This is a genomic window from Terrihabitans rhizophilus (assembly GCF_033898525.1).
GTDB classification, from domain to species: Bacteria; Pseudomonadota; Alphaproteobacteria; order Rhizobiales; family Methylopilaceae; genus Flaviflagellibacter; species Flaviflagellibacter rhizophilus.
Genome location: NZ_JAXAFJ010000008.1, coordinates 123,330 through 140,977, shown reverse-complemented (window position 1 = coordinate 140,977; position 17,648 = coordinate 123,330). Strand labels below are relative to the sequence as shown.

19 protein-coding genes and 1 riboswitch are annotated in these 17,648 nt (G+C 65.2%); of the genes, 11 read left to right on the top strand and 8 right to left on the bottom strand.

Annotated elements, in window-relative coordinates; genetic code table 11:
• Positions 1 to 45: 45 nt before the first annotated feature.
• Together dgcA and SCD90_RS13245 are read left to right on the top strand one after the other, a co-directional pair.
• Positions 46 to 1,029, top strand: a complete 984-nt coding sequence (gene dgcA, locus SCD90_RS13250; RefSeq protein ID WP_319845163.1) for an N-acetyl-D-Glu racemase DgcA — start codon at positions 46 to 48, stop codon at positions 1,027 to 1,029.
• 88 nt (positions 1,030 to 1,117) lie between these two features.
• Positions 1,118 to 1,423, top strand: a complete 306-nt coding sequence (locus SCD90_RS13245) for a hypothetical protein (protein ID WP_319845190.1) — start codon at positions 1,118 to 1,120, stop codon at positions 1,421 to 1,423.
• On the opposite strand, the gene SCD90_RS13240 is transcribed toward SCD90_RS13245, so the two are convergent.
• The 4 genes from SCD90_RS13240 to SCD90_RS13225 form a co-directional block, all read right to left on the bottom strand.
• Positions 1,411 to 2,439 (bottom strand): glycosyltransferase family 4 protein, encoded by a 1,029-nt coding sequence (locus SCD90_RS13240; RefSeq protein ID WP_319845162.1) that lies wholly within the window; start codon positions 2,437 to 2,439, stop codon positions 1,411 to 1,413. The genes SCD90_RS13245 and SCD90_RS13240 overlap by 13 nt on opposite strands.
• A gap of 24 nt (positions 2,440 to 2,463) precedes the next feature.
• Positions 2,464 to 3,282, bottom strand: a complete 819-nt coding sequence (locus SCD90_RS13235; protein ID WP_319845161.1) for a UDP-2,3-diacylglucosamine diphosphatase — start codon at positions 3,280 to 3,282, stop codon at positions 2,464 to 2,466.
• 64 nt (positions 3,283 to 3,346) lie between these two features.
• Positions 3,347 to 4,174 (bottom strand): bifunctional hydroxymethylpyrimidine kinase/phosphomethylpyrimidine kinase, encoded by an 828-nt coding sequence (gene thiD, locus SCD90_RS13230; RefSeq protein ID WP_319845160.1) that lies wholly within the window; start codon positions 4,172 to 4,174, stop codon positions 3,347 to 3,349.
• Positions 4,164 to 4,282: riboswitch (TPP riboswitch) on the bottom strand. Its footprint overlaps the gene before it by 11 nt.
• A 38-nt stretch (positions 4,283 to 4,320) precedes the next feature.
• Entirely contained in the window at positions 4,321 to 5,250 is a 930-nt protein-coding gene (locus SCD90_RS13225; RefSeq protein ID WP_319845159.1) for a DMT family transporter, read from the bottom strand.
• Between the two features lie 206 nt (positions 5,251 to 5,456).
• Here SCD90_RS13225 and SCD90_RS13220 point away from each other — a divergent pair, with 206 nt between their 5' ends.
• The 3 genes from SCD90_RS13220 to map all read left to right on the top strand — a co-directional run bounded on the left by SCD90_RS13220 (position 5,457) and on the right by map (position 7,342).
• Positions 5,457 to 5,675, top strand: a complete 219-nt coding sequence (locus SCD90_RS13220; RefSeq protein ID WP_319845158.1) for a hypothetical protein — start codon at positions 5,457 to 5,459, stop codon at positions 5,673 to 5,675.
• A gap of 101 nt (positions 5,676 to 5,776) precedes the next feature.
• Positions 5,777 to 6,463 carry a hypothetical protein gene (locus SCD90_RS13215; protein ID WP_319845157.1) on the top strand — a complete coding sequence of 229 codons (687 nt, stop codon included), beginning with the start codon at positions 5,777 to 5,779 and terminating at the stop codon, positions 6,461 to 6,463.
• Between the two features lie 126 nt (positions 6,464 to 6,589).
• A complete protein-coding gene (map, locus tag SCD90_RS13210; RefSeq protein WP_319845156.1) occupies positions 6,590 to 7,342 on the top strand; it encodes a type I methionyl aminopeptidase in 753 nt (250 codons plus the stop codon).
• 4 nt (positions 7,343 to 7,346) lie between these two features.
• Here map and SCD90_RS13205 read toward each other — a convergent pair whose 3' ends face one another.
• Positions 7,347 to 7,739, bottom strand: coding sequence for a GFA family protein (locus SCD90_RS13205; RefSeq protein WP_319845155.1), 393 nt, complete (start codon positions 7,737 to 7,739; stop codon positions 7,347 to 7,349).
• A 139-nt stretch (positions 7,740 to 7,878) separates the two neighbouring features.
• Between SCD90_RS13205 and SCD90_RS13200 the strand changes: the two genes are divergently transcribed.
• Positions 7,879 to 8,787 carry a LysR family transcriptional regulator gene (locus tag SCD90_RS13200; RefSeq protein WP_319845154.1) on the top strand — a complete coding sequence of 303 codons (909 nt, stop codon included), beginning with the start codon at positions 7,879 to 7,881 and terminating at the stop codon, positions 8,785 to 8,787.
• A 26-nt stretch (positions 8,788 to 8,813) separates the two neighbouring features.
• On the opposite strand, the gene SCD90_RS13195 is transcribed toward SCD90_RS13200, so the two are convergent.
• Positions 8,814 to 9,164 carry a BA14K family protein gene (locus SCD90_RS13195; protein ID WP_319845153.1) on the bottom strand — a complete coding sequence of 117 codons (351 nt, stop codon included), beginning with the start codon at positions 9,162 to 9,164 and terminating at the stop codon, positions 8,814 to 8,816.
• Between the two features lie 134 nt (positions 9,165 to 9,298).
• Between SCD90_RS13195 and SCD90_RS13190 the strand changes: the two genes are divergently transcribed.
• The 4 genes from SCD90_RS13190 to SCD90_RS13175 all read left to right on the top strand — a co-directional run bounded on the left by SCD90_RS13190 (position 9,299) and on the right by SCD90_RS13175 (position 13,496).
• Positions 9,299 to 11,449, top strand: a complete 2,151-nt coding sequence (locus tag SCD90_RS13190; protein ID WP_319845152.1) for a bifunctional diguanylate cyclase/phosphodiesterase — start codon at positions 9,299 to 9,301, stop codon at positions 11,447 to 11,449.
• 38 nt (positions 11,450 to 11,487) lie between these two features.
• Positions 11,488 to 12,279 carry an exodeoxyribonuclease III gene (gene xth, locus SCD90_RS13185; RefSeq protein ID WP_319845151.1) on the top strand — a complete coding sequence of 264 codons (792 nt, stop codon included), beginning with the start codon at positions 11,488 to 11,490 and terminating at the stop codon, positions 12,277 to 12,279.
• Positions 12,276 to 12,674 carry a GFA family protein gene (locus tag SCD90_RS13180; protein WP_319845150.1) on the top strand — a complete coding sequence of 133 codons (399 nt, stop codon included), beginning with the start codon at positions 12,276 to 12,278 and terminating at the stop codon, positions 12,672 to 12,674. The genes xth and SCD90_RS13180 overlap by 4 nt, the downstream gene beginning before the upstream one ends.
• Before the next feature lie 69 nt (positions 12,675 to 12,743).
• The gene (locus tag SCD90_RS13175; RefSeq protein WP_425265688.1) at positions 12,744 to 13,496 is read left to right on the top strand and encodes a TerC family protein; all 753 of its coding nucleotides are present in this window, start codon (positions 12,744 to 12,746) and stop codon (positions 13,494 to 13,496) included.
• Between the two features lie 29 nt (positions 13,497 to 13,525).
• On the opposite strand, the gene SCD90_RS13170 is transcribed toward SCD90_RS13175, so the two are convergent.
• Positions 13,526 to 14,455 carry a tetratricopeptide repeat protein gene (locus tag SCD90_RS13170; protein ID WP_319845149.1) on the bottom strand — a complete coding sequence of 310 codons (930 nt, stop codon included), beginning with the start codon at positions 14,453 to 14,455 and terminating at the stop codon, positions 13,526 to 13,528.
• Positions 14,442 to 16,166: a dihydroxy-acid dehydratase gene (gene ilvD, locus SCD90_RS13165; protein ID WP_319845148.1), complete on the bottom strand. Its 1,725-nt coding sequence runs from the start codon at positions 16,164 to 16,166 to the stop codon at positions 14,442 to 14,444. The genes SCD90_RS13170 and ilvD overlap by 14 nt, the downstream gene beginning before the upstream one ends.
• A gap of 299 nt (positions 16,167 to 16,465) precedes the next feature.
• Between ilvD and SCD90_RS13160 the strand changes: the two genes are divergently transcribed.
• Positions 16,466 to 17,620: a glycerophosphodiester phosphodiesterase gene (locus tag SCD90_RS13160; RefSeq protein WP_319845147.1), complete on the top strand. Its 1,155-nt coding sequence runs from the start codon at positions 16,466 to 16,468 to the stop codon at positions 17,618 to 17,620.
• Positions 17,621 to 17,648: the final 28 nt, after the last annotated feature.

Genomic DNA, 17,648 nt, shown 5'->3' with positions numbered 1-17,648 from the left:
CGCCGTGCGAGCCCCGGCGGCCACAGCAGAAGCGGGTTTGAACCAATGGCACGACATCTCCTGGTGGAGATCGAAAGCTGGCCCATTGCGGGGCGCTTCACGATCTCGCGCGGCTCCCGCACGGAGGCCGTGGTGGTGGTGGCCCGCTTGGAGGATGGCGGGCTGATCGGCCGTGGCGAGTGCGTGCCCTATGCTCGCTACGGCGAGAGCGTGGAGAGCGTGGCGGCGGCCATCAATGCCATGGCGGATGCGGTCGCACAGGGTCTGACGCGAGCGGACTTGCAGGCGGCGATGCCGGCCGGTGCCGCGCGCAATGCGCTGGATTGTGCGCTCTGGGATCTCGAAGCCAAGACCGCGGGTGCTCCGGCGTGGCGGCTGGCCGGCCTTGCGGAGCCCCGGACAGTCGAAACGGCCTACACGATCAGCCTTGGCTCGCCGGAAGAGATGGCCGAAGCCGCCGCCCGCGCCGCCGCGCGGCCGCTGCTGAAGGTGAAGCTGGGACAGGCAGGCGACGCGGAACGAATCGCGGGGGTCCGGCAAGCGGCGCCCAATTCCCGCCTCGTCGTGGACGCCAATGAGGGCTGGACGCCGGAGAACCTCGCGGCCAATGCGCAGGCCTGCGCGGATGCTGGGGTGGAACTGATCGAGCAGCCCTTGCCCGCCGCCGACGATACCGTGCTCGCGGATTTCCGCTCGCCGGTGGCGATCTGCGCGGACGAGAGCGTGCACAGCCGCCAGGGGCTGGAGGCGCTGCGTGGACGCTATGACGCCATCAACATCAAGCTCGACAAGACGGGCGGCCTGACCGAGGCTTTGGCGCTTGCGGCGGAAGCCGAGCGGCTGGGCTTTGGCATCATGATGGGCTGCATGGTCGGCACGTCTCTCGCCATGGCGCCGGCCATGCTGCTGGCAGGCCGCGCGCGGTTCGTCGATCTCGACGGACCGCTGCTGCTGGCGCGGGACCGGATGCCCGGCCTTAACTATACGGGCTCTTTGGTGAGCCCTCCGGACCCGGATCTGTGGGGTTGAAAGGGTTCCATTAAGCGGGACGCAACTCTTCTGCGGCAGGTTCTGCTCAGCAGAGAGGCCGGGCCTGCCCGGAACGGATCACGACCTGATGTCCCAGTCGAACCAAACCCACTTCGATGATGAGTACGACGCCATCGAAGCCGCGGTGATGGAGACGGAACGCGGCCGCTGGTTTCTGCGCGAGTTCGCGCGCCGTACCCGCGCTACGGAAACCGCCGCGCTCCTGGCCGCTATCGACCGGCTGGAGAATGCGATGAAGGCCGGGCTGCAACCCCTGCCCGCTGCTGAGGAAATTGCCGCTGCGGCGAACGGTTCGAAGCCGGCCCTTCCGGGCATGCGCGCGGAAGATCTTGAAGGCAACAGCTTCGAGAGCAAGATCCTCTACTTCTCCTGAAGCTCCGGGTGCTGCGCGGCGAAGACCATCTCGTCGATGAACATGCGCGCGCACTGATGCCAGGAATGCTGCAGGGCCAGATCGCGCGCCGCGCTTTTCGATAGGGTCAGCGCCCGACGTGCTGCGGCGCCCAGATCCCAGTCCAGCGCGCCAGCTGTCTCATGGCCGCCGAGCACGTCCAGCGGACCCGTGACCGGGTAGGCCGCGACAGGAAGACCGCTGGCCAGCGCCTCCAGCACGACGATGCCGAAAGTGTCGGTGACACTCGGAAACACGAAGACGTCGGCGGACGCATAGATGCGCGCCAGATCATCCCCCGTATGCTTGCCAAGGAAGACGGCCTTCGGGAAGCGCGCCTGAAGATGCGCCATGGCCGGCCCCTCGCCGACCACGACCTTGGTGCCCGGAAGGTCGAGCGACAGGAATACCTCGAGGTTCTTCTCTACGGCTATGCGCCCGACGGAGAGGAAGATGGGGCGCGGCAGGTCAAAGGCCGGCGGGCCATCGACGGGGTGGAACAGCTCCGAATCGACACCCCGGGTCCAGGGCCGCAGCTTGGTGAAGCCCCGCTCCGCCAGTTCCGCGCGCAGCGAGGCGGTGGCGACGAGGGTTCCGCGTCCCGCATTGTGGAAGCGGCGCAGGAAGGCGTAGCTCCACCGCTCCGGCACGGGCAGGCGCGCCCTGACATATTCCGGGAAACGCGTGTGGTAGCTGGTGGTGAAGCTCCAGCCACGGTTGAGGCAGGCCCGCCGCGCGGCCTGGCCCAGCGGACCCTCGGTGGCGATATGCAGGTGATCCGGGGCGAAGGCGCTGATGTGCTTTGCCACCGCCCCCGGCGGGGTGACCGAGAGACGGATTTCCGGGTAGCTCGGCATCGGAACGGTGCGGAAGCGGTCCGGAGTCAGAACCTCGACGTCATGGCCGAAGCCGCGCACTTCCTGGCTGACGCGGTCCAGCGTTCGCACGACGCCATTGACCTGAGGGTGCCAGGCGTCGGTGACGATGAGGATGCGCATATGGCGATGGAGCCGTCCGCGTGCTCAGGCGGCGTCGAGGGATGGAGTGCGAGCCTCGCCAACATTAGCATCATCGCTGACGAGTCGCAGGGAACGGTTCCAGCGGATGATCTGGAAGCTTCCGTCCTCGTTCTCGGCCAGCGCGGTGCAGCTCTCCACCCAGTCGCCCGTGTTCATGTAGCGGATGTCACCGATGTCGCGCAGCGCGGCATGGTGGATGTGGCCGCAGATGACGCCCTGCACGCCGACGCGTGCCGCCTCGCCCGACAGCGAGTTCTCGAACTCCGAGATGAAGTTCACGGCGTTCTTGACCTTGAGCTTGGCCCAGGCGGAAAGCGACCAGTAGGTCAGGCCGAGCTTGCGGCGGACGATGTTGATGTAGGTGTTGACGCCGAGCGCCGCGACATAGGCCCAGTCGCCCAGATAGGCGAGCCAGCGCGCGTGACGCACCACCATGTCGAAGATGTCGCCATGAATGACGAGGTATTTGCGGCCGTCCGCCGCCTCGTGGATGGCGGTTTCCGCCACCTCGATGCCGCCGAAATGCGAGCCGTAATAGCTGCGCAGGAACTCGTCGTGGTTGCCGGGGATGTAGATCAGGCGCGAGCCCTGCCGGCCCTTGCGTAGCAGCTTCTGCACCACGTCATTGTGGGCCTGCGGCCAGTACCAGCTCTGCTTGAGGCGCCAGCCATCCACGATGTCGCCCACCAGATAGATGGTGTCCGCATCGTGGTAGCGGAGGAAATCGAGCAGCATCTCGGCCTGGCATCCCTTCGTCCCAAGATGGACGTCGGAGATGAAGAGAGCGCGGAACCGCTGCGGCTGGGGGCGTGGAGCGTTCATACCTAAGCGAAACCACCCCCTGATCACAACGTGATGACATAAACGCCAGCACGCGGGTTTGGTTTCAGCCGGGCTGCCACATCCTGTGGAAATGATGAACCGGGCCGTGGCCTCGCCCCACCTTCAGGGTGTCGGAAGCCTGTATGGCGCCGGTGATGAAGGCCTTGGCCTCGCTGACCGAGTCGCGAAGATTCATGCCATTCGCAAGGCCGGCGGCAATAGCGGACGACAGGGTGCAGCCGGTGCCGTGGGTGTTCTTGGTGGCGTGGCGGCGCGAGGTGTAGCGCTGCAGCCCCGCTGCATCGAGCAGGATGTCCGTGCTTTCCTCGCCCTCGCCGTGCCCACCCTTCAGGAGGACGGCGCGGCAGCCGAGCTTCATCAGCCGCTCGGCCTGCCGGATCATGGCGGGTTCGTTTTCGGCCATGTCCTCGTCCAGCAGGGCCGCGGCCTCCGGCATGTTGGGGGTAATGACGAGCGCCTTGGGGATGAGGACCGTCCGCAGGGCATCAATCGCTTCCGGCACGAGGAGCCGGTCGCCGCTGGCGGCCACCATGACCGGGTCCAGAACAAGCCTTTCCGTGGCGACGTAACGATCCAGCCCCTCTGCGACGGTGCGGATGACCTCCGGCTGGGACAGCATGCCGATCTTGACGGATTTCACGTCCAGATCGTCGAAGACGCTGGCGATCTGCTCGGCGATGAACGCGGTCGGCACGTCGTGAATGGCGCGCACGCCCTGGGTGTTCTGCGCCACCAGAGCCGTGATGACGGAGGCGCCGTAGACGCGGAAGGCCGAGAAGGTCTTGAGATCGGCCTGCACGCCCGCCCCGCCCGTGGGGTCGGTGCCGGCGATCGTCAGCGCAATATTGATGTCCTGAGAGGCTGTAGCCATCCCGCTTTCCTCCGCCGGCATGACCCGGATCAGGTTCGTGGGTTGGCGTCGATCCTTGCGGACCCCGTGCCTCTCAGCGCACCGGCGTGCGCACCCCAAGCAGATGGCCGTCACATAGAGATCATGATCGCGCAGGGCAAGACGGATCAGACGGGCGGTGGCTCCGCCCGGCGGGCCTTCGCGCGCTCGATTCCGAGGCGGCGCTCGTACAGGATGACGAGCACGCCCGAGGCGACGACGACAAGGCCGCCCACCAGTCCGTAGATGTCCAGAAGGTCGCCGAAGGCCAGCCAGCCGATGGCGAGCGCCCAGATCAGCGTGGTGTACTCGAAGGGGGCGATCACCGAAGCCTCCGCGTAGCGGTAGCCCTGCGTCAGCAGGATCTGACCGATCCCGCCCGCGATCCCCGTGGCGAGAAGGGCCAGGGCATGCGGCAGATCGGGCACCACCCAGCCAAAGGGGAAAGTCAGGAGCGCGAAGAGCGTGGAGAAGGTGGAGAAGTAGAAGACCACCGTGCCGGTCGATTCGGTCTGAACCAGCCGCCTGACCTGGATCATGGCGCAGGAGGTCAGCACCGCACCCGTGAGAGCGAACAACGCCCCGGCCGACGCCTCCCCGCCCCGGCCATCGAGCATCTCGGCCAGTTTGCCGCCCGCGACGTGCGGCCAGAGCACGATGCACACGCCGGCAAGGCCGACGAACACCGCGACGAGGCGCGGCAACCGCAAGGGTTCGCGGAGCACGACGGTGGCCAGGATCGTGGTGAAGAGCGGCACCGCATAGGAGATCATGGTGCTTTCCGGCAGGGACAGGCGGGCCAGCCCCAGGAACAGGCAGAACATGGACGCCACGCCGATGCTGGCGCGCAGAAAATGGCCAAACGGACGCGGCGTGCGGAACGCGCGCGGGAGTTCGCCGGACAGGCCGAGCCAGAGCAGGATGGGGAGCAGCGCGAAGAAGCTGCGCGCGGCCACGATCTGCCCCGTGGGGACATCGTGGCCGATCCAGCGGATGAGGCCGGCCATGACGGTGAAGCAGAACGCGGACGCGATCTTATAGAAGATGCCGGTGAGCATGATTGGATCGCTTGCGCGGGAGGCACGGGAAACGGTTCGCTCTTCTAGCGCCTGCGTCATCGCGCCGACACGGGAATCCCGCACAAGGCCCTCATCCAGACGATGCTGATGCTGAATCAACTGGACATGATCTTCGGAACTCCGGACCGGCCCGAGCGTTTTGGTGCACCGGTGTCGTGTTTTGCGTGGAAAGGACGCCAGATCTTATGTCGGACGTCTACATGATCGAGGTCGATGAGCGTTCGGTCGGGCTCGTCGCACGTGATGCGGAAAGCGGATTCTTCCGGTTCCACGCAGCCCTCGAAGCTGTGTTCGGGATGGAAGGTCGCGAGTTCACCACTCCCGATCAGGCCCGTCGCGAAGCCCGCCAGATCCTTGGCCTGAAGCCGCGAAACGCGCTCCAGGATCTCGACTGCGCCGCTTGATGAGGCGGGCGATACACGCCTCTTGATCGCAACCTCAGGTTCTGTGCTAGCCTCCCTTTCAGAAGAGCCGGAAAAAGAGCTCTTCGCTTAGGGGGAAACGAATGAAAAATACGACGATGGCGTCGCTGGCCGTGCTGTGCCTGGCGATGGGTTCCGGCGCGTCTTACGCACAGGATGCCGAGCCCGACATGTCCCACGCCAAGAAGGTCGAGGCTTATGCCCGCGACTTCATGAAGAGCTGGGGCAATGATCCCAAGCTGCTCGAGGCGGTCAAGGCATCGACGGATAAGAACCGGAGCCTTGGCTACGACGACGTCCAGATCCAGGACAAGGAATGGCAGCTTGCCCGCACCAAGGGCAAGACGGACGAGAAGTCCACCGCAGCCGCCAAGAAGCTGACGGACGAGCTCGCCGGCCTCGACAAGAAGTCCGCCGACGATCACATGGCCAATGGCGAGAAGACCATGGCCAGCATCCGCGGCAGCGCGACGTCCAAGTGGCTCGAGACGCAGATGCAGAAGGCTCCTGGCGGCGCCGTGACGGAAATCTTCGTCATGGACGGCTGGGGCTGGAATGTCGGCCAGACCGGCGGCACCTCCGACTTCTACCAGGGCGACGAAGGCAAGTGGCAGAAGACCTTTGCCGGTGCTTCCGAGACGGGCGTCGAAGTGCTTCCCGTGGTGGAAGAGGATGGCGTGAAGGTCTCGCAGGTGTCCCTGCCCATCAAGGACGGCGACAAGAATGTCGGCGCGGTCACCATCGGCGTGGACGTCGACAAGGTGAAGTAAGGCCGGCAGCAGCTGGAAGTTGGTGAGCGGCCTTGTGCCGCTCATCTTTTTTCCGGTATCGGGCAACCGTGGCCCATGGTGCCCCGCCGGCTGGGATTTGCCGCATCAGGGGGAAGGCAGATCCAGATGACGGTGACAAACGAGGACGAACTCGCGGCCCTGAAGCGGATCGGTCGCATCGTTGCCGACACCCTGGAGCTGATGGGCAAGTCCATCGAGCCGGGAATGACGACGCTGGAACTCGACGGCATCGGCCGGCGATACATGGAAGCGGCCGGAGCCCGACCGGCTCCCGAACTGGTCTACGGCTTTCCCGGGGCGACGTGCATCAGCGTCAACGAGGAAGTGGCGCACGGCATCCCGGGTGCCCGCAGGATCATGGCGGGTGATCTGGTGAACGTGGATGTCTCGGCCGAAATGAACGGCTTCTTCTCCGATACGGGAGCGTCGTATGCCGTGCCGCCCGTGACGCGCGCGGTCGAGCGCCTCTGCAAGGACGGGCGCCGCGCGATGTGGACCGGTTTGCGCCAGGTCGGCGCCGACAAGCCGCTGTCCTGCATCGGACATGCCATCGGCGTCTTCGCAAAGAAGAACGGCTACACGCTTGTCCGCAATCTCGCGAGCCACGGCGTCGGACGGTCGCTGCATGAAGAGCCGACCGAGATTGCGACCTGGCCTGACCAGTCCGAGCGGCGGATCATGACCGACGGGCTGGTCTTCACCGTGGAGCCGTTCCTGTCCCTTGGTGCGGAATTCGCCGAAGATGGCGATGATCCCTGGACTCTCTACAGCGAACCCAGAGCTCTCACCGTCCAGTACGAGCATACGGTGGTTGCGACACGGAGCGGGCCTCTCGTCCTGACCATGGCCGGCCAGTAGGCCCTTAGTCTTCGAAGCGGCTCGCGGCGACGCGGTCGCCCTCGTAGTGCCTCAACGTCGGAAATGGCGGCAGCCACGATTCGCGGCGCGCGGTCCAGCTCTCATAGGTCGGCGTGAACTGGTCGGGTGCATCCAGCGAGCCCAGGTTCACTTCGAACTCGTCCCCGGTGCGGGCGAACACCGACGAGCCGCAGCGCGGACAGAAACAGCGCCCCGCATAGCTCTGCGTTTCGCCGCTGACCGTCACCGCGTCTTCAGGAAAGATGGCCGAGGCGTGGAACAGGGCGCCGTGATGCTTGCGGCAGTCGAGACAATGGCAAAGCCCGACACGATAAGGCCGCCCGCGCGCAAGGAACCGGACATCTCCGCACAGGCAGCCGCCGGTGAATTCCTCCATCTCCAGCCTCTTCCATTCGCAACCGGCGTCGACCCGTCCTGACCAGATGCCGCAGCAGTGCCGGGGGAACAGGGTTCGCGCCGCGTTTGTTTTTGTCTAAGAAGAAATCCAGTAAACGCACCGAACGGTTCGCAGCCACTTGATCGACAAGCTGGAATTTGTGCTGGCCCTCGCACGCGAAGGGCATTTCGGACGCGCCGCAGAAGCCTGCGGCGTCACCCAACCCACCCTTTCGGCCGGGCTCAAGCAGCTAGAGGACGAATTGGGAGTGCGCCTCGTGGATCGGGGCTCGCGGTTCCAGGGCTTCACCGCCGAGGGCGAGCGCGTGCTGGATTGGGCGCGGCGCATCGTGGGTGACAACCGAGCGATGCGCCAGGAGATCGAAAGCCTCAAGAAAGGCCTCTCGGGACGCATCCGTATCGCTGCGATTCCAACCGCCCTGCCCATGCTGGCGGCGCTAACGACGCCCTTCCGGCAGCGCCACCCGGACGTCACGTTCAACATCATCTCGCGAGCTTCGGTCTCCATCCTGACGCAGCTCGAAAACCTCGATGTCGATGTCGGCATCACCTATCTCGACAACGAGCCGCTCGGGCGCGTGAAGAGCGTGCCGCTCTACCGCGAGGAGTTCCAGCTGTTCACATCGTTGGACAGTCCGGTAGGGCGCAAGGACAAGGTGACCTGGAAGGAAGCGGGAAAACTTCCTCTGTGCCTCATGTCGCCCGACATGCAGAACCGGCGCATCATCGACGGCGTGCTGCGCAGCGTCGGCTCCGACGCGCAACCGACGCTCGAAAGCGATTCCCTGACGGCGCTCGTCGCGCATGTACGGACGGGACAATGGTCCGCCGTCATGCCGCGCAAATTCGCCGATATGTTCGACCTTCCGTCGAATGTGCGGGCCATTCCCCTCGTTGATCCCGAGGTGTTCCACACGATCGGGCTCATCGTGCCGGAGCGTGACCCGCTGCCGCCGCTGACGGCAGCCTTGTTCTCGGAGGCTCGCCAACTCGCGCCGACGCTGACAAGCGGCGCCCGGCGAGGCTGATCGCCCCGCCGGATCGTCTCTGCGGATCAATCGCAGCGGTAACGCCGTCCATCCCTGCCGCGATAGGTGTTGGTGCGGCGGTCATAGCTCTTGTAGCGAGCGTCGCAGGCGGTGTTCTCGATCGTCTGTCCAACGGTGCGAGCGCCCCCGACAACAGCCCTTCCGGCCTTGCCGAAGAGGGAGCCGAGCGTCTCGTCACTGCGGCGGCCATCGCGATACCGGCGGCAGTCGCGGTCTCCGGGGTTCTTGGCGCAATAACGTTCGACCTGCCGCTGACGGCCATCGTCGCCGCGCTGTGCGCTGGCGGGAGCCGCGGTGAACACCGCCGCCGTGGCGAACAGGGCAACCATAGTGGACGTGATCAATTTAGTGTGCATGGAATTCTCCTGTGGCGTCCCGTGACATACAGGAACGCCGGGCGCTGCAGTTCTGTTCACTCGCAGGGAAAGAAACAGAGCTTCTTAACGCGCTGCGGGTAATTTAGCCGCGAGCGCCGAAAATAGGGCCGACTGTGACGATCAGCCGATATTTTCCGAAGCAGTACTTCTTCCCGGTCGTCCTGATCCTTGGCAGCAGCTTTGGATGTCTCTTCTACATGTTCTCCTACCTGACGAATGTTCAGGACCAGATGGAGGTGGCGCGGGAAGAGCAGTTCGTCCGCAATTCGGTTCGCACGGCCTCAAGCCTCGCAGTGCACGACCTTCAGGACTACGCGATCTGGGACGAGGCCGTCCGCTATATCGCGACGGGTCTGGACCCCGCCTGGATCGACGAGAATGTCAGCGCCTATCTTGGCGTGATCCAGGGCTACGAACATGTCTTCGTGGTCGATGGGACAGGCCGCACGCTCTACTCCTTCAAGGATGGCAAGCGCTCGACCGAACCCATGGATGCGGTCAGGACCGTTGGAGCTGCGTTCCTGACCACGCTGAACCGCGCGATGACCATGCCCGCCGAAGCAAGGCCGGTGATCGGCGGCTTCGCGCGCAATGCACAGGGAGAGCCCCACATCTTCGGTGTCGGGCGCATCATCCCGCTCAGCGACAAGGTCGAGACCCCGCCCCCGCCGGGATTCGCCATCGTTGTCGCGGGCGCCCTCGACCAGAAGCGGCTGGACAGCTGGACCGAACTTTACCAGGGCAGCGCCCTTTCGATCGTACCCGATGACGCGACCGATCCACTGCTCGGAACGCTGGACCTCAAGGACGACGATGGCGGACAGGTCGCGCGCCTCGCCTGGAGCCTTTCCAAGCCCGGCACGGAGCTCATGCGGAAGATCCTGCCGGGTTTCCTGGTCATCGGCCTGATCTCGCTGATGTCCGCCGGTCTGATCCTGCAGCGCGCCCGCCTGAACAACGAGGCGCTGCACCGCAGCAAAGTCCGTGCCCAGTATCTCGCCCACCACGACATCCTGACGGGGCTGCCGAACCGGCGAGAGCTCCTCAGCCATCTGCGCGCCAGCATGCGCAGCACGCGCGTCTTCCTTCTGTATATGGACCTCGACGGCTTCAAGGAGACCAACGACGTCTATGGACATGCGGCCGGAGACGAGGTGCTGCGTGAGGCTGCCACGCGCATCACGCGAGCGTCCGGTCCCGGCGGCATCATCGTGCGCGCCGGGGGCGATGAGGTGGCCGTGCTTCTCACGGGCGTCGACGGACACCAGGCCGAAAACACTGCGGAAGCCGTGCTGCGGGCCTTCGACGAGCCCTTCCACGTCAGCGGCTACAGCGTTGCTGTTGGGGTCAGCATCGGCATCTCGTCCAACGAGGACACACGTGACGAGGAGGAACTGATCCGCCGGGCCGATCTCGCGATGTATGCGTCGAAATCGAACGGCAAGAACAGCTGGTGCCATTACGATCGCGAGCTCGACCGCGACAATGAGAGCCGGCGCGAACTGGAAGGCCCTTTGCGGGCGGCTGTGGCCGAGGACCGCATCGAGGTGGTGTTCCAGCCGATCGTGAACGCCACCAGCGGCCGCATCGACAAGGTCGAGGCTCTGGCCCGCTGGACCGATCCCGTGCTCGGCAGCATTCCGCCCGATCGCTTCATCCGGGTGGCCGAACAAAGCGGCCTCATCAACGATCTCGGGCGCAACGTCCTCCAGCGGGCGTGCCGCGCCGCCGGCAAATGGGATGTGGGCCTGGCCGTCAATCTTTCGCCCGCTCAGTTCTGGGACCGCGACCTCGCGGGCGCGATCCACGAGATCGTTCAGCGGGAGAACTTCCCGGCCTCGCGTCTCGAACTGGAAATCACCGAAAGCTACCTGCTCCGGCGTGCGGACGACGCCGAGCGTATCCTGCAGCGGCTCCGCGAGCGCGGCATGCGCATCGCACTCGATGATTTCGGATGCGGCTTCGCGAGCATCGGCTACCTGCAGCGGCTCTCCTTCGACGCCATCAAGATCGACCGCTCCTTCGTGAATTGCGTAGAGGAGAGCGCTGATGCCGCCAATCTTGCCCGGGCGATCGTTGCGCTGGGGCTGGCATTGAAGCTGACCGTCACGGCCGAAGGCGTCGAGACCGAGGAACAGGCGCGCGTGATGACCGAGCTTGGCTGCACCCAGTTGCAGGGCTGGCTTTACGGACGCCCGATGACCGAGGATGAGATGTCGGCCGCACTGGCTGCACAGGGCAGAGGCGCGGTGCTCGCCGGCTGAGCTCTTGTCCGGCGAAAGCTTACGCGCGACAAAGGCCCATGCGCATCGCCACCTGGAACATCAACTCCGTCCGCCTCCGGATCGACAATCTTGTCCGCTGGCTGAAATCCGCCGAGCCGGATCTGCTGTGCCTGCAGGAGATCAAGTGCCAGAACGAGCAGTTCCCCCGGCAAGCCATCGAGGATGCCGGCTACAATTGCGTCGTACATGGCCAGAAGTCGTGGAACGGCGTGGCCATTCTGTCGCGGCACCCCATCGAGGACACGCACACGAACCTGCCGGGATCGTCGGTGGACGAACAGTCTCGTTATGTAGAGGCCGTGATCTCCACCAAAGACGGCGTGCTGCGCGTCGCCTCGATTTACCTGCCGAACGGCAACCCGGTGGACACGGCCAAATACCCCTACAAGCTGGAATGGATGGACCGCCTCACGGCCCATGTGCGGGAGCGGCTGCTGCTGGAGGAACCGCTGGTTCTTGCCGGGGACTACAACGTGATCCCCGCCGCCGAGGACGTCCACAATCCCGCTTCGTGGACTGAGGATGCCCTGTTCCGTCGGGAGACACGTGACAAGTTCAACACCCTGCTGAACCTCGGCCTGACCGACGCCCTGCGCGCCACGACGGACGCACCCGGCCAGTACTCCTTCTGGGATTACCAGGCCGGCGCATGGCAGCGGAACCTTGGCCTGCGCATCGACCACCTGCTGCTCTCGTCGCAGGCCGCCGACCGCCTGACATCCGTGCACATCGACAAGGAGCCGCGCAGCTGGGACAAGCCCTCCGACCACACTCCCGTGGTGGCGGATTTCGCCATCGAGGCGCGGTGATCATCCAGGGCGGCTGCCTGTGCGGAGCGTTGCGCTATGCCCTCGATGGCGTCAGCGATGACGTGGCGCACTGCCATTGCCGCATCTGCCAGCGCTCGTCGGGCGCAGGGATGCTGACATGGGCCACCTACCCCGCGGCGGCGATGCGCTACGTGTCCGGCCAGCCCTCGGTGTTCAGATCATCGGCCTCGGCGGTTCGAGAGTTCTGCGGGCGCTGCGGCACCCAGCTCGTCTTCCGGGGCGATGATGGAGCGACCGTCGACGTAACCGTCGCCAGCCTCGACGAGCCGGACCTGCTGGTGCCTGTCGCGAATATCTGGACGGGTACGCGGCGCGCCTGGCTGCACCACTTCGATGCCTCCTTGCCCAGCTACACCAACGAAGTTCCCGCTTAGTAGCTCTACAGGATTGCCGTTTCTCGCGTCCTGCCCCACCTTCGAGCTCTAAGTTTAAAATGGGGATTGATGTTGGATTATATTGTCTCTCTTCTGAGTGACCCCGCTGCCTGGGTTGCGCTGGTGACCCTGATCGCCATGGAGCTTGTCCTTGGCATCGACAATCTCATCTTCATTTCGATCCTGACCAACAAGCTGCCGGAGGAGCAACGCTCCTTTGCTCGCCGTCTCGGCATCGGCATGGCCGTCGTGCTGCGGATCGGCCTGCTGTTCACCATTGCCATCATCGTTGGCCTTACCGCGCCAGTATTCACGGCGTTCGGGCACGGTTTCTCGTGGCGTGATCTCATCCTGATCGCCGGCGGCCTGTTCCTCGTGTGGAAGGCCACCAAGGAGATTCATCACCACGTGGATCCTGCTCCGACCAACGATGTGTTCGAGCAAAAGGGCACTGTCAGCCTTGGTATCGCAGCGGCCATCGGGCAGATCCTGGTGCTCGACCTTGTGTTCTCGGTCGACAGCATCATCACGGCCGTGGGCATGACGGAGCATGTGCCGATCATGGTGGTGGCCGTTCTCGTCACGGTGACGGCGATGCTGCTGGCCGCCGATCCCCTGGCCAACTTCATCAACCGCAATCCCACGGTGGTGATGCTGGCCCTCAGCTTCCTGCTGATGATCGGCATGACGCTTGTCGCCGAGGGCTTCGGCGCCCATGTTCCCAAGGGCTACATCTACACCGCCATGGCCTTCTCGGCGGGCGTGGAGCTGCTGAACATGTTCGTGCGGCGCAAGCAGGCATCGGGAGGGGCCGCGCACTAGCGCGGCTCATCAGGGGCAGAAGCTGAAGGCTAGTTCGACGAACGGGCCTTCAGCCAGCCGTCCAGGAAGCTGGTGGCGCTGCGGCGCTCGTCCTCGGAGGCTTCCTGCTGGGCCTTTTCATGCAGGTCGATCATCCACTGCGCATCGGCTGCGCCGGACTGCTCCGCAGACTGGCGGGCCAGCATCATCAGCATGAGACCACGGGCCGGCTGGCGCTTCACCACCTCGCCCCTGAACATCATGTGCCCGAGCAGTGCGCGCGAGGGGCCGTGGTTCTTCTTGGCCGCCAGATTCAGCCAGCGGACGGCCTGGCCGGGATCCTTCTTGACGCCGTTACCGTCGAGATAGATGCGGGCCAGATTGTACTGGGCGTTCGGATCGCCGTAGTTGGAGGCGGCATCCGTGAACAGGCGGATGGCAGCGGCCGGGTTCGGCTTGATGGACGAGCCCGGAATGCCTTCGAGATAATAGGATCCAAGCCAGACAAGCGCGTTCGAGATGTAGGGCGCATTGCTGCGGTCCTCGAAGCTCTCCTCAGCCCCTTCATTGGTCGCGCGGTTGACCAGATCCCGGAAATATTCAAACGCCTTGCGGTCGTCATGAGTGACGCCGTCACCTTCCGCATACATGCGCCCGAGCATCCAGGTGGCGCCGGCATGGCCGCGCCCGGCGGCGAACTGCAGCGCGCTCAGGGCCTTTTCCTTGTCCCCGGAACGATAGGCGTTGCGCGCCAGGTCGAAGGCCTCGAGCGGTGTCGCCGCGGCAGGATCGGCTGCCAGAGGGCGGCCGGTGACGTCGAACATGCCGGCATCGGGGTTTCCCCCGATGCTGAGCGACGGCGCCTGATCCCCGTTCATGCCGGGGATCACCGTCACGGTCTCGCCGTCGAATGCGCGCGCAGGGACCGCCGCGAAAAACGCGGCGGCAAAGCTGGCTGCGAGCAGGCTAGATGTCCGCATAACAGTGCGTCTCTTCCTTGCCACCCGGATGGGTGACGGCACCTTTGCGCGCCGAGCCGACGCCCTGCGCAAACTTCCAGATCGCACCGGAACGGAAGTTCTCCGGAGGAGCCTTCCAGTCGGCGCGGCGGGCTTCCAGTTCCTCGGCGCTCAGATGCACGTCGAGTTTGCCGGTCACCGCATCGATCTCGATGATGTCGCCGTCGCGGATCAGCGCGATCGGGCCGCCGACAAAGGCTTCAGGGCCGACATGGCCGATGCAGAAGCCGCGCGTGGCGCCGGAGAAGCGGCCATCGGTGATGAGGGCCACCTTGTCGCCCATGCCCTGCCCGTAGAGCGCGGCGGTGGTCTGCAGCATCTCGCGCATTCCGGGGCCGCCCTTGGGACCCTCGTAGCGGATGACCAGGACCTCGCCTTCCTTATAGGCGCGGTTCGAGACCGCCTCGAAGCAGGCTTCCTCGTTGTCGAAGCAGCGCGCCGGACCGGTGAACTGCTGGTTCTTGAGGCCGGCCACCTTCACGATGGCACCATCGGGCGCAAGATTGCCGGCGAGACCGACCACGCCGCCCGTGGGCGTGATGGGGTCGTTGGCCGGGCGCACCACGTCCTGATGCGGGTTCCACTTCACCGAGGCCATGTTCTCGGCAATGGTGCGGCCCGTGACGGTCAGGCAGTCGCCGTGCAGGAAGCCGTGATCCAGCAGCGTCTTCATGAGCAGCGGGATGCCGCCGACCTCGAACATATCCTTGGCGACGTAGCGTCCGCCGGGCTTCAGGTCCGCGATGTAGGGCGTGCGCTTGAAGATCTCGGCCACGTCGAACAGGTCGAACTCGATGCCGACCTCGTTGGCGATGGCCGGCAGGTGCAGCGCCGCATTGGTGGAACCACCGGAGGCGGCCACGACCGTTGCCGCGTTCTCGAGAGCCTTGCGGGTGACGATGTCGCGCGGGCGGATGTTGCGGGCGATCAGCTCCATGATCTGCTCGCCGGCGGCCATGCAGAACCGGTCGCGGATCTCGTAGGGAGCCGGTGCGCCGGCCGAATAGGGCAGCGCAAGGCCGATGGCCTCGGAGACCGTGGCCATGGTGTTGGCGGTGAACTGCGCGCCGCACGCCCCGGCGGAGGGGCACGCCACCTGCTCCAGCTCGTCCAGATCGTCGCTCGACATGTCGCCGACCGAGTGCTTGCCGACCGCTTCGAACAGGTCCTGCACCGTGACCGGCTGGCCGCGGAACGAGCCCGGCAGGATGGACCCGCCATAGATGAAGATCGACGGCACGTTGAGGCGCACCATCGCCATCATCATGCCCGGCAAGGACTTGTCGCAGCCGGCGAGGCCGACCAGCGCATCATAGGAATGGCCACGGATCGTCAGTTCGACCGAGTCGGCGATGACCTCACGCGAGGCCAGCGAGGACTTCATGCCCTCATGGCCCATGGCGATGCCGTCTGTGACGGTGATGGTGCAGAACTCGCGCGGGGTGCCGTTGGCGGCGGAGACGCCCTTCTTCACGGCCTGCGCCTGGCGCATCAGCGAAATGTTGCAAGGTGCGGCCTCATTCCAGCAGCTCGCTACGCCGACGAGCGGCTGGTGAATCTGATGCTTGGTGAGGCCCATCGCGTAGAGGTACGAGCGGTGCGGAGCCCGCGACGGGCCCTCGGTAACGTGGCGGCTGGGCAGCTTGTCCTTGTCGAAAACCTTGGCGTCCATCACTGTTCCTGGCGCAAGCAGCGCGCGTCTCTTGGAGCTGCGGAAACACGTCCGACGGGCCGAAAACTGGCGGCCGCTCTGTCTGTACGTGCATGCTCCTTTCGAAGGGCGAAATGGAGCTTTGTCTATGGCGCAATTGGGGCGATTTCGTTCATGCCGTGACGTGGAACCGACTTGCCGGATCGGCGTTGCTGTAGGGCCACAGTTCCGTCCGTGGCCGGAAGGCTGACGGCCTGACGGTCAAGCGCCTGTCATCCAAACCAGCCAGCCTGTGCCGACCTCGAAGGCACAGGTGCTCCATGATCCGAACGCTGCTCTTGCTCTCCGCTTCCCTGATCGCAACATCCGCCGGCACCGCCGCCGCACAATGGAAGACCCTCAACGGGGAACGCCCGGTCATCGTCGCCCATCGTGGCGCCAGCGGCTATATGCCGGACCACACGCTCGAGGCGTACAAGCGCGCTGTCGACATGGGCGCGGACTTCATCGAGCCTGATCTTGTCTCCACGAAGGACGGCGAACTCGTGGCCCGGCACGAGCCGATGCTGAGCGGCACCACCGATGTTGCGGACCGTCCGGAATTCGCGAGCTACAAGCGGACGCGCAATATCGACGGCGCGCCGGTGACGGACTGGTTCGCCTGCGATTTCACTTTGGCAGAGATCAGGACGCTACGTGCCAGGCAGCCCCTGCCCGAGCGCGATCCGCAATTTGACGGCAAATTCACGATCCCGACGCTGCAGGAGGTCATCGACCTCGCAAAGGCCGAAAGCACCCGCACCGGCCGCACCATCGGAATCGCGCCGGAGACCAAGCACCCGATCTTCCACAGCGCCATGGGCGTGCCGCTCGAGGACCGCCTCATCGGCGTGCTGACGGCCGCAGGCTGGACCGGCGCCGACGCGCCGGTGGTGATCCAGAGCTTCGAGGTCGCGAACCTCAAATACCTCAACTCCCGCATCGACGTGCGTCTCGCCCAGTTGATCGATGGCGGCGACGTGGACATGGAAGGGCGCGTGGGAGGCGAAGGGCTGAAGGCGCGGCCCTACGACTTTACGGTGACGGGCGATCCGCGCACCAACCACGATCTGCTGACGCCGGAAGGCCTCGCCGAGATTCGCACCTATGCGGAGATCGTCTCACCGTGGAAGCCGTATCTCGTCATCGCCAAGCAGGTGGACGAGAATGGCGACGGCAAGCCCGACGACCTGAACGGCGACGGCAAGATGGACGAGCGCGACCGCGTTCTCGTTGGCCCGACCGAGGTGATCCAGAACGCGCACAAGGCAGGGCTGCAGGTCTACACCTGGACCATGCGCAGCGAACCGCGCCGCCTGCTCTCGACCTATAAGGGCGATCCGGCGGCGGAGTACCGCGCCTTTTTCGACCTGGGGCTGGACGGCGTGTTCAGCGACCACACCGACCATGCCGTGGCCGCGCGCGACAAACGCTAGGCCCCTTGCCCGCCGCGCATTGGTGCGG

What these genes read in the sequence shown, in the direction of transcription:
- dgcA (WP_319845163.1), top strand. Translation starts at nt 46, where the DNA reads ATGGCACGACATCTCCTGGTGGAGATCGAAAGCTGGCCCATTGCGGGG.
- SCD90_RS13245 (WP_319845190.1), top strand. Translation starts at nt 1,118, where the DNA reads ATGTCCCAGTCGAACCAAACCCACTTCGATGATGAGTACGACGCCATC.
- SCD90_RS13240 (WP_319845162.1), bottom strand. Translation starts at nt 2,439, where the DNA reads ATGCGCATCCTCATCGTCACCGACGCCTGGCACCCTCAGGTCAATGGC.
- SCD90_RS13235 (WP_319845161.1), bottom strand. Translation starts at nt 3,282, where the DNA reads ATGAACGCTCCACGCCCCCAGCCGCAGCGGTTCCGCGCTCTCTTCATC.
- thiD (WP_319845160.1), bottom strand. Translation starts at nt 4,174, where the DNA reads ATGGCTACAGCCTCTCAGGACATCAATATTGCGCTGACGATCGCCGGC.
- SCD90_RS13225 (WP_319845159.1), bottom strand. Translation starts at nt 5,250, where the DNA reads ATGCTCACCGGCATCTTCTATAAGATCGCGTCCGCGTTCTGCTTCACC.
- SCD90_RS13220 (WP_319845158.1), top strand. Translation starts at nt 5,457, where the DNA reads ATGTCGGACGTCTACATGATCGAGGTCGATGAGCGTTCGGTCGGGCTC.
- SCD90_RS13215 (WP_319845157.1), top strand. Translation starts at nt 5,777, where the DNA reads ATGAAAAATACGACGATGGCGTCGCTGGCCGTGCTGTGCCTGGCGATG.
- map (WP_319845156.1), top strand. Translation starts at nt 6,590, where the DNA reads ATGACGGTGACAAACGAGGACGAACTCGCGGCCCTGAAGCGGATCGGT.
- SCD90_RS13205 (WP_319845155.1), bottom strand. Translation starts at nt 7,739, where the DNA reads ATGGAGGAATTCACCGGCGGCTGCCTGTGCGGAGATGTCCGGTTCCTT.
- SCD90_RS13195 (WP_319845153.1), bottom strand. Translation starts at nt 9,164, where the DNA reads ATGCACACTAAATTGATCACGTCCACTATGGTTGCCCTGTTCGCCACG.
- xth (WP_319845151.1), top strand. Translation starts at nt 11,488, where the DNA reads ATGCGCATCGCCACCTGGAACATCAACTCCGTCCGCCTCCGGATCGAC.
- SCD90_RS13175 (WP_425265688.1), top strand. Translation starts at nt 12,744, where the DNA reads ATGTTGGATTATATTGTCTCTCTTCTGAGTGACCCCGCTGCCTGGGTT.
- SCD90_RS13170 (WP_319845149.1), bottom strand. Translation starts at nt 14,455, where the DNA reads ATGCGGACATCTAGCCTGCTCGCAGCCAGCTTTGCCGCCGCGTTTTTC.
- ilvD (WP_319845148.1), bottom strand. Translation starts at nt 16,166, where the DNA reads ATGGACGCCAAGGTTTTCGACAAGGACAAGCTGCCCAGCCGCCACGTT.
- SCD90_RS13160 (WP_319845147.1), top strand. Translation starts at nt 16,466, where the DNA reads ATGATCCGAACGCTGCTCTTGCTCTCCGCTTCCCTGATCGCAACATCC.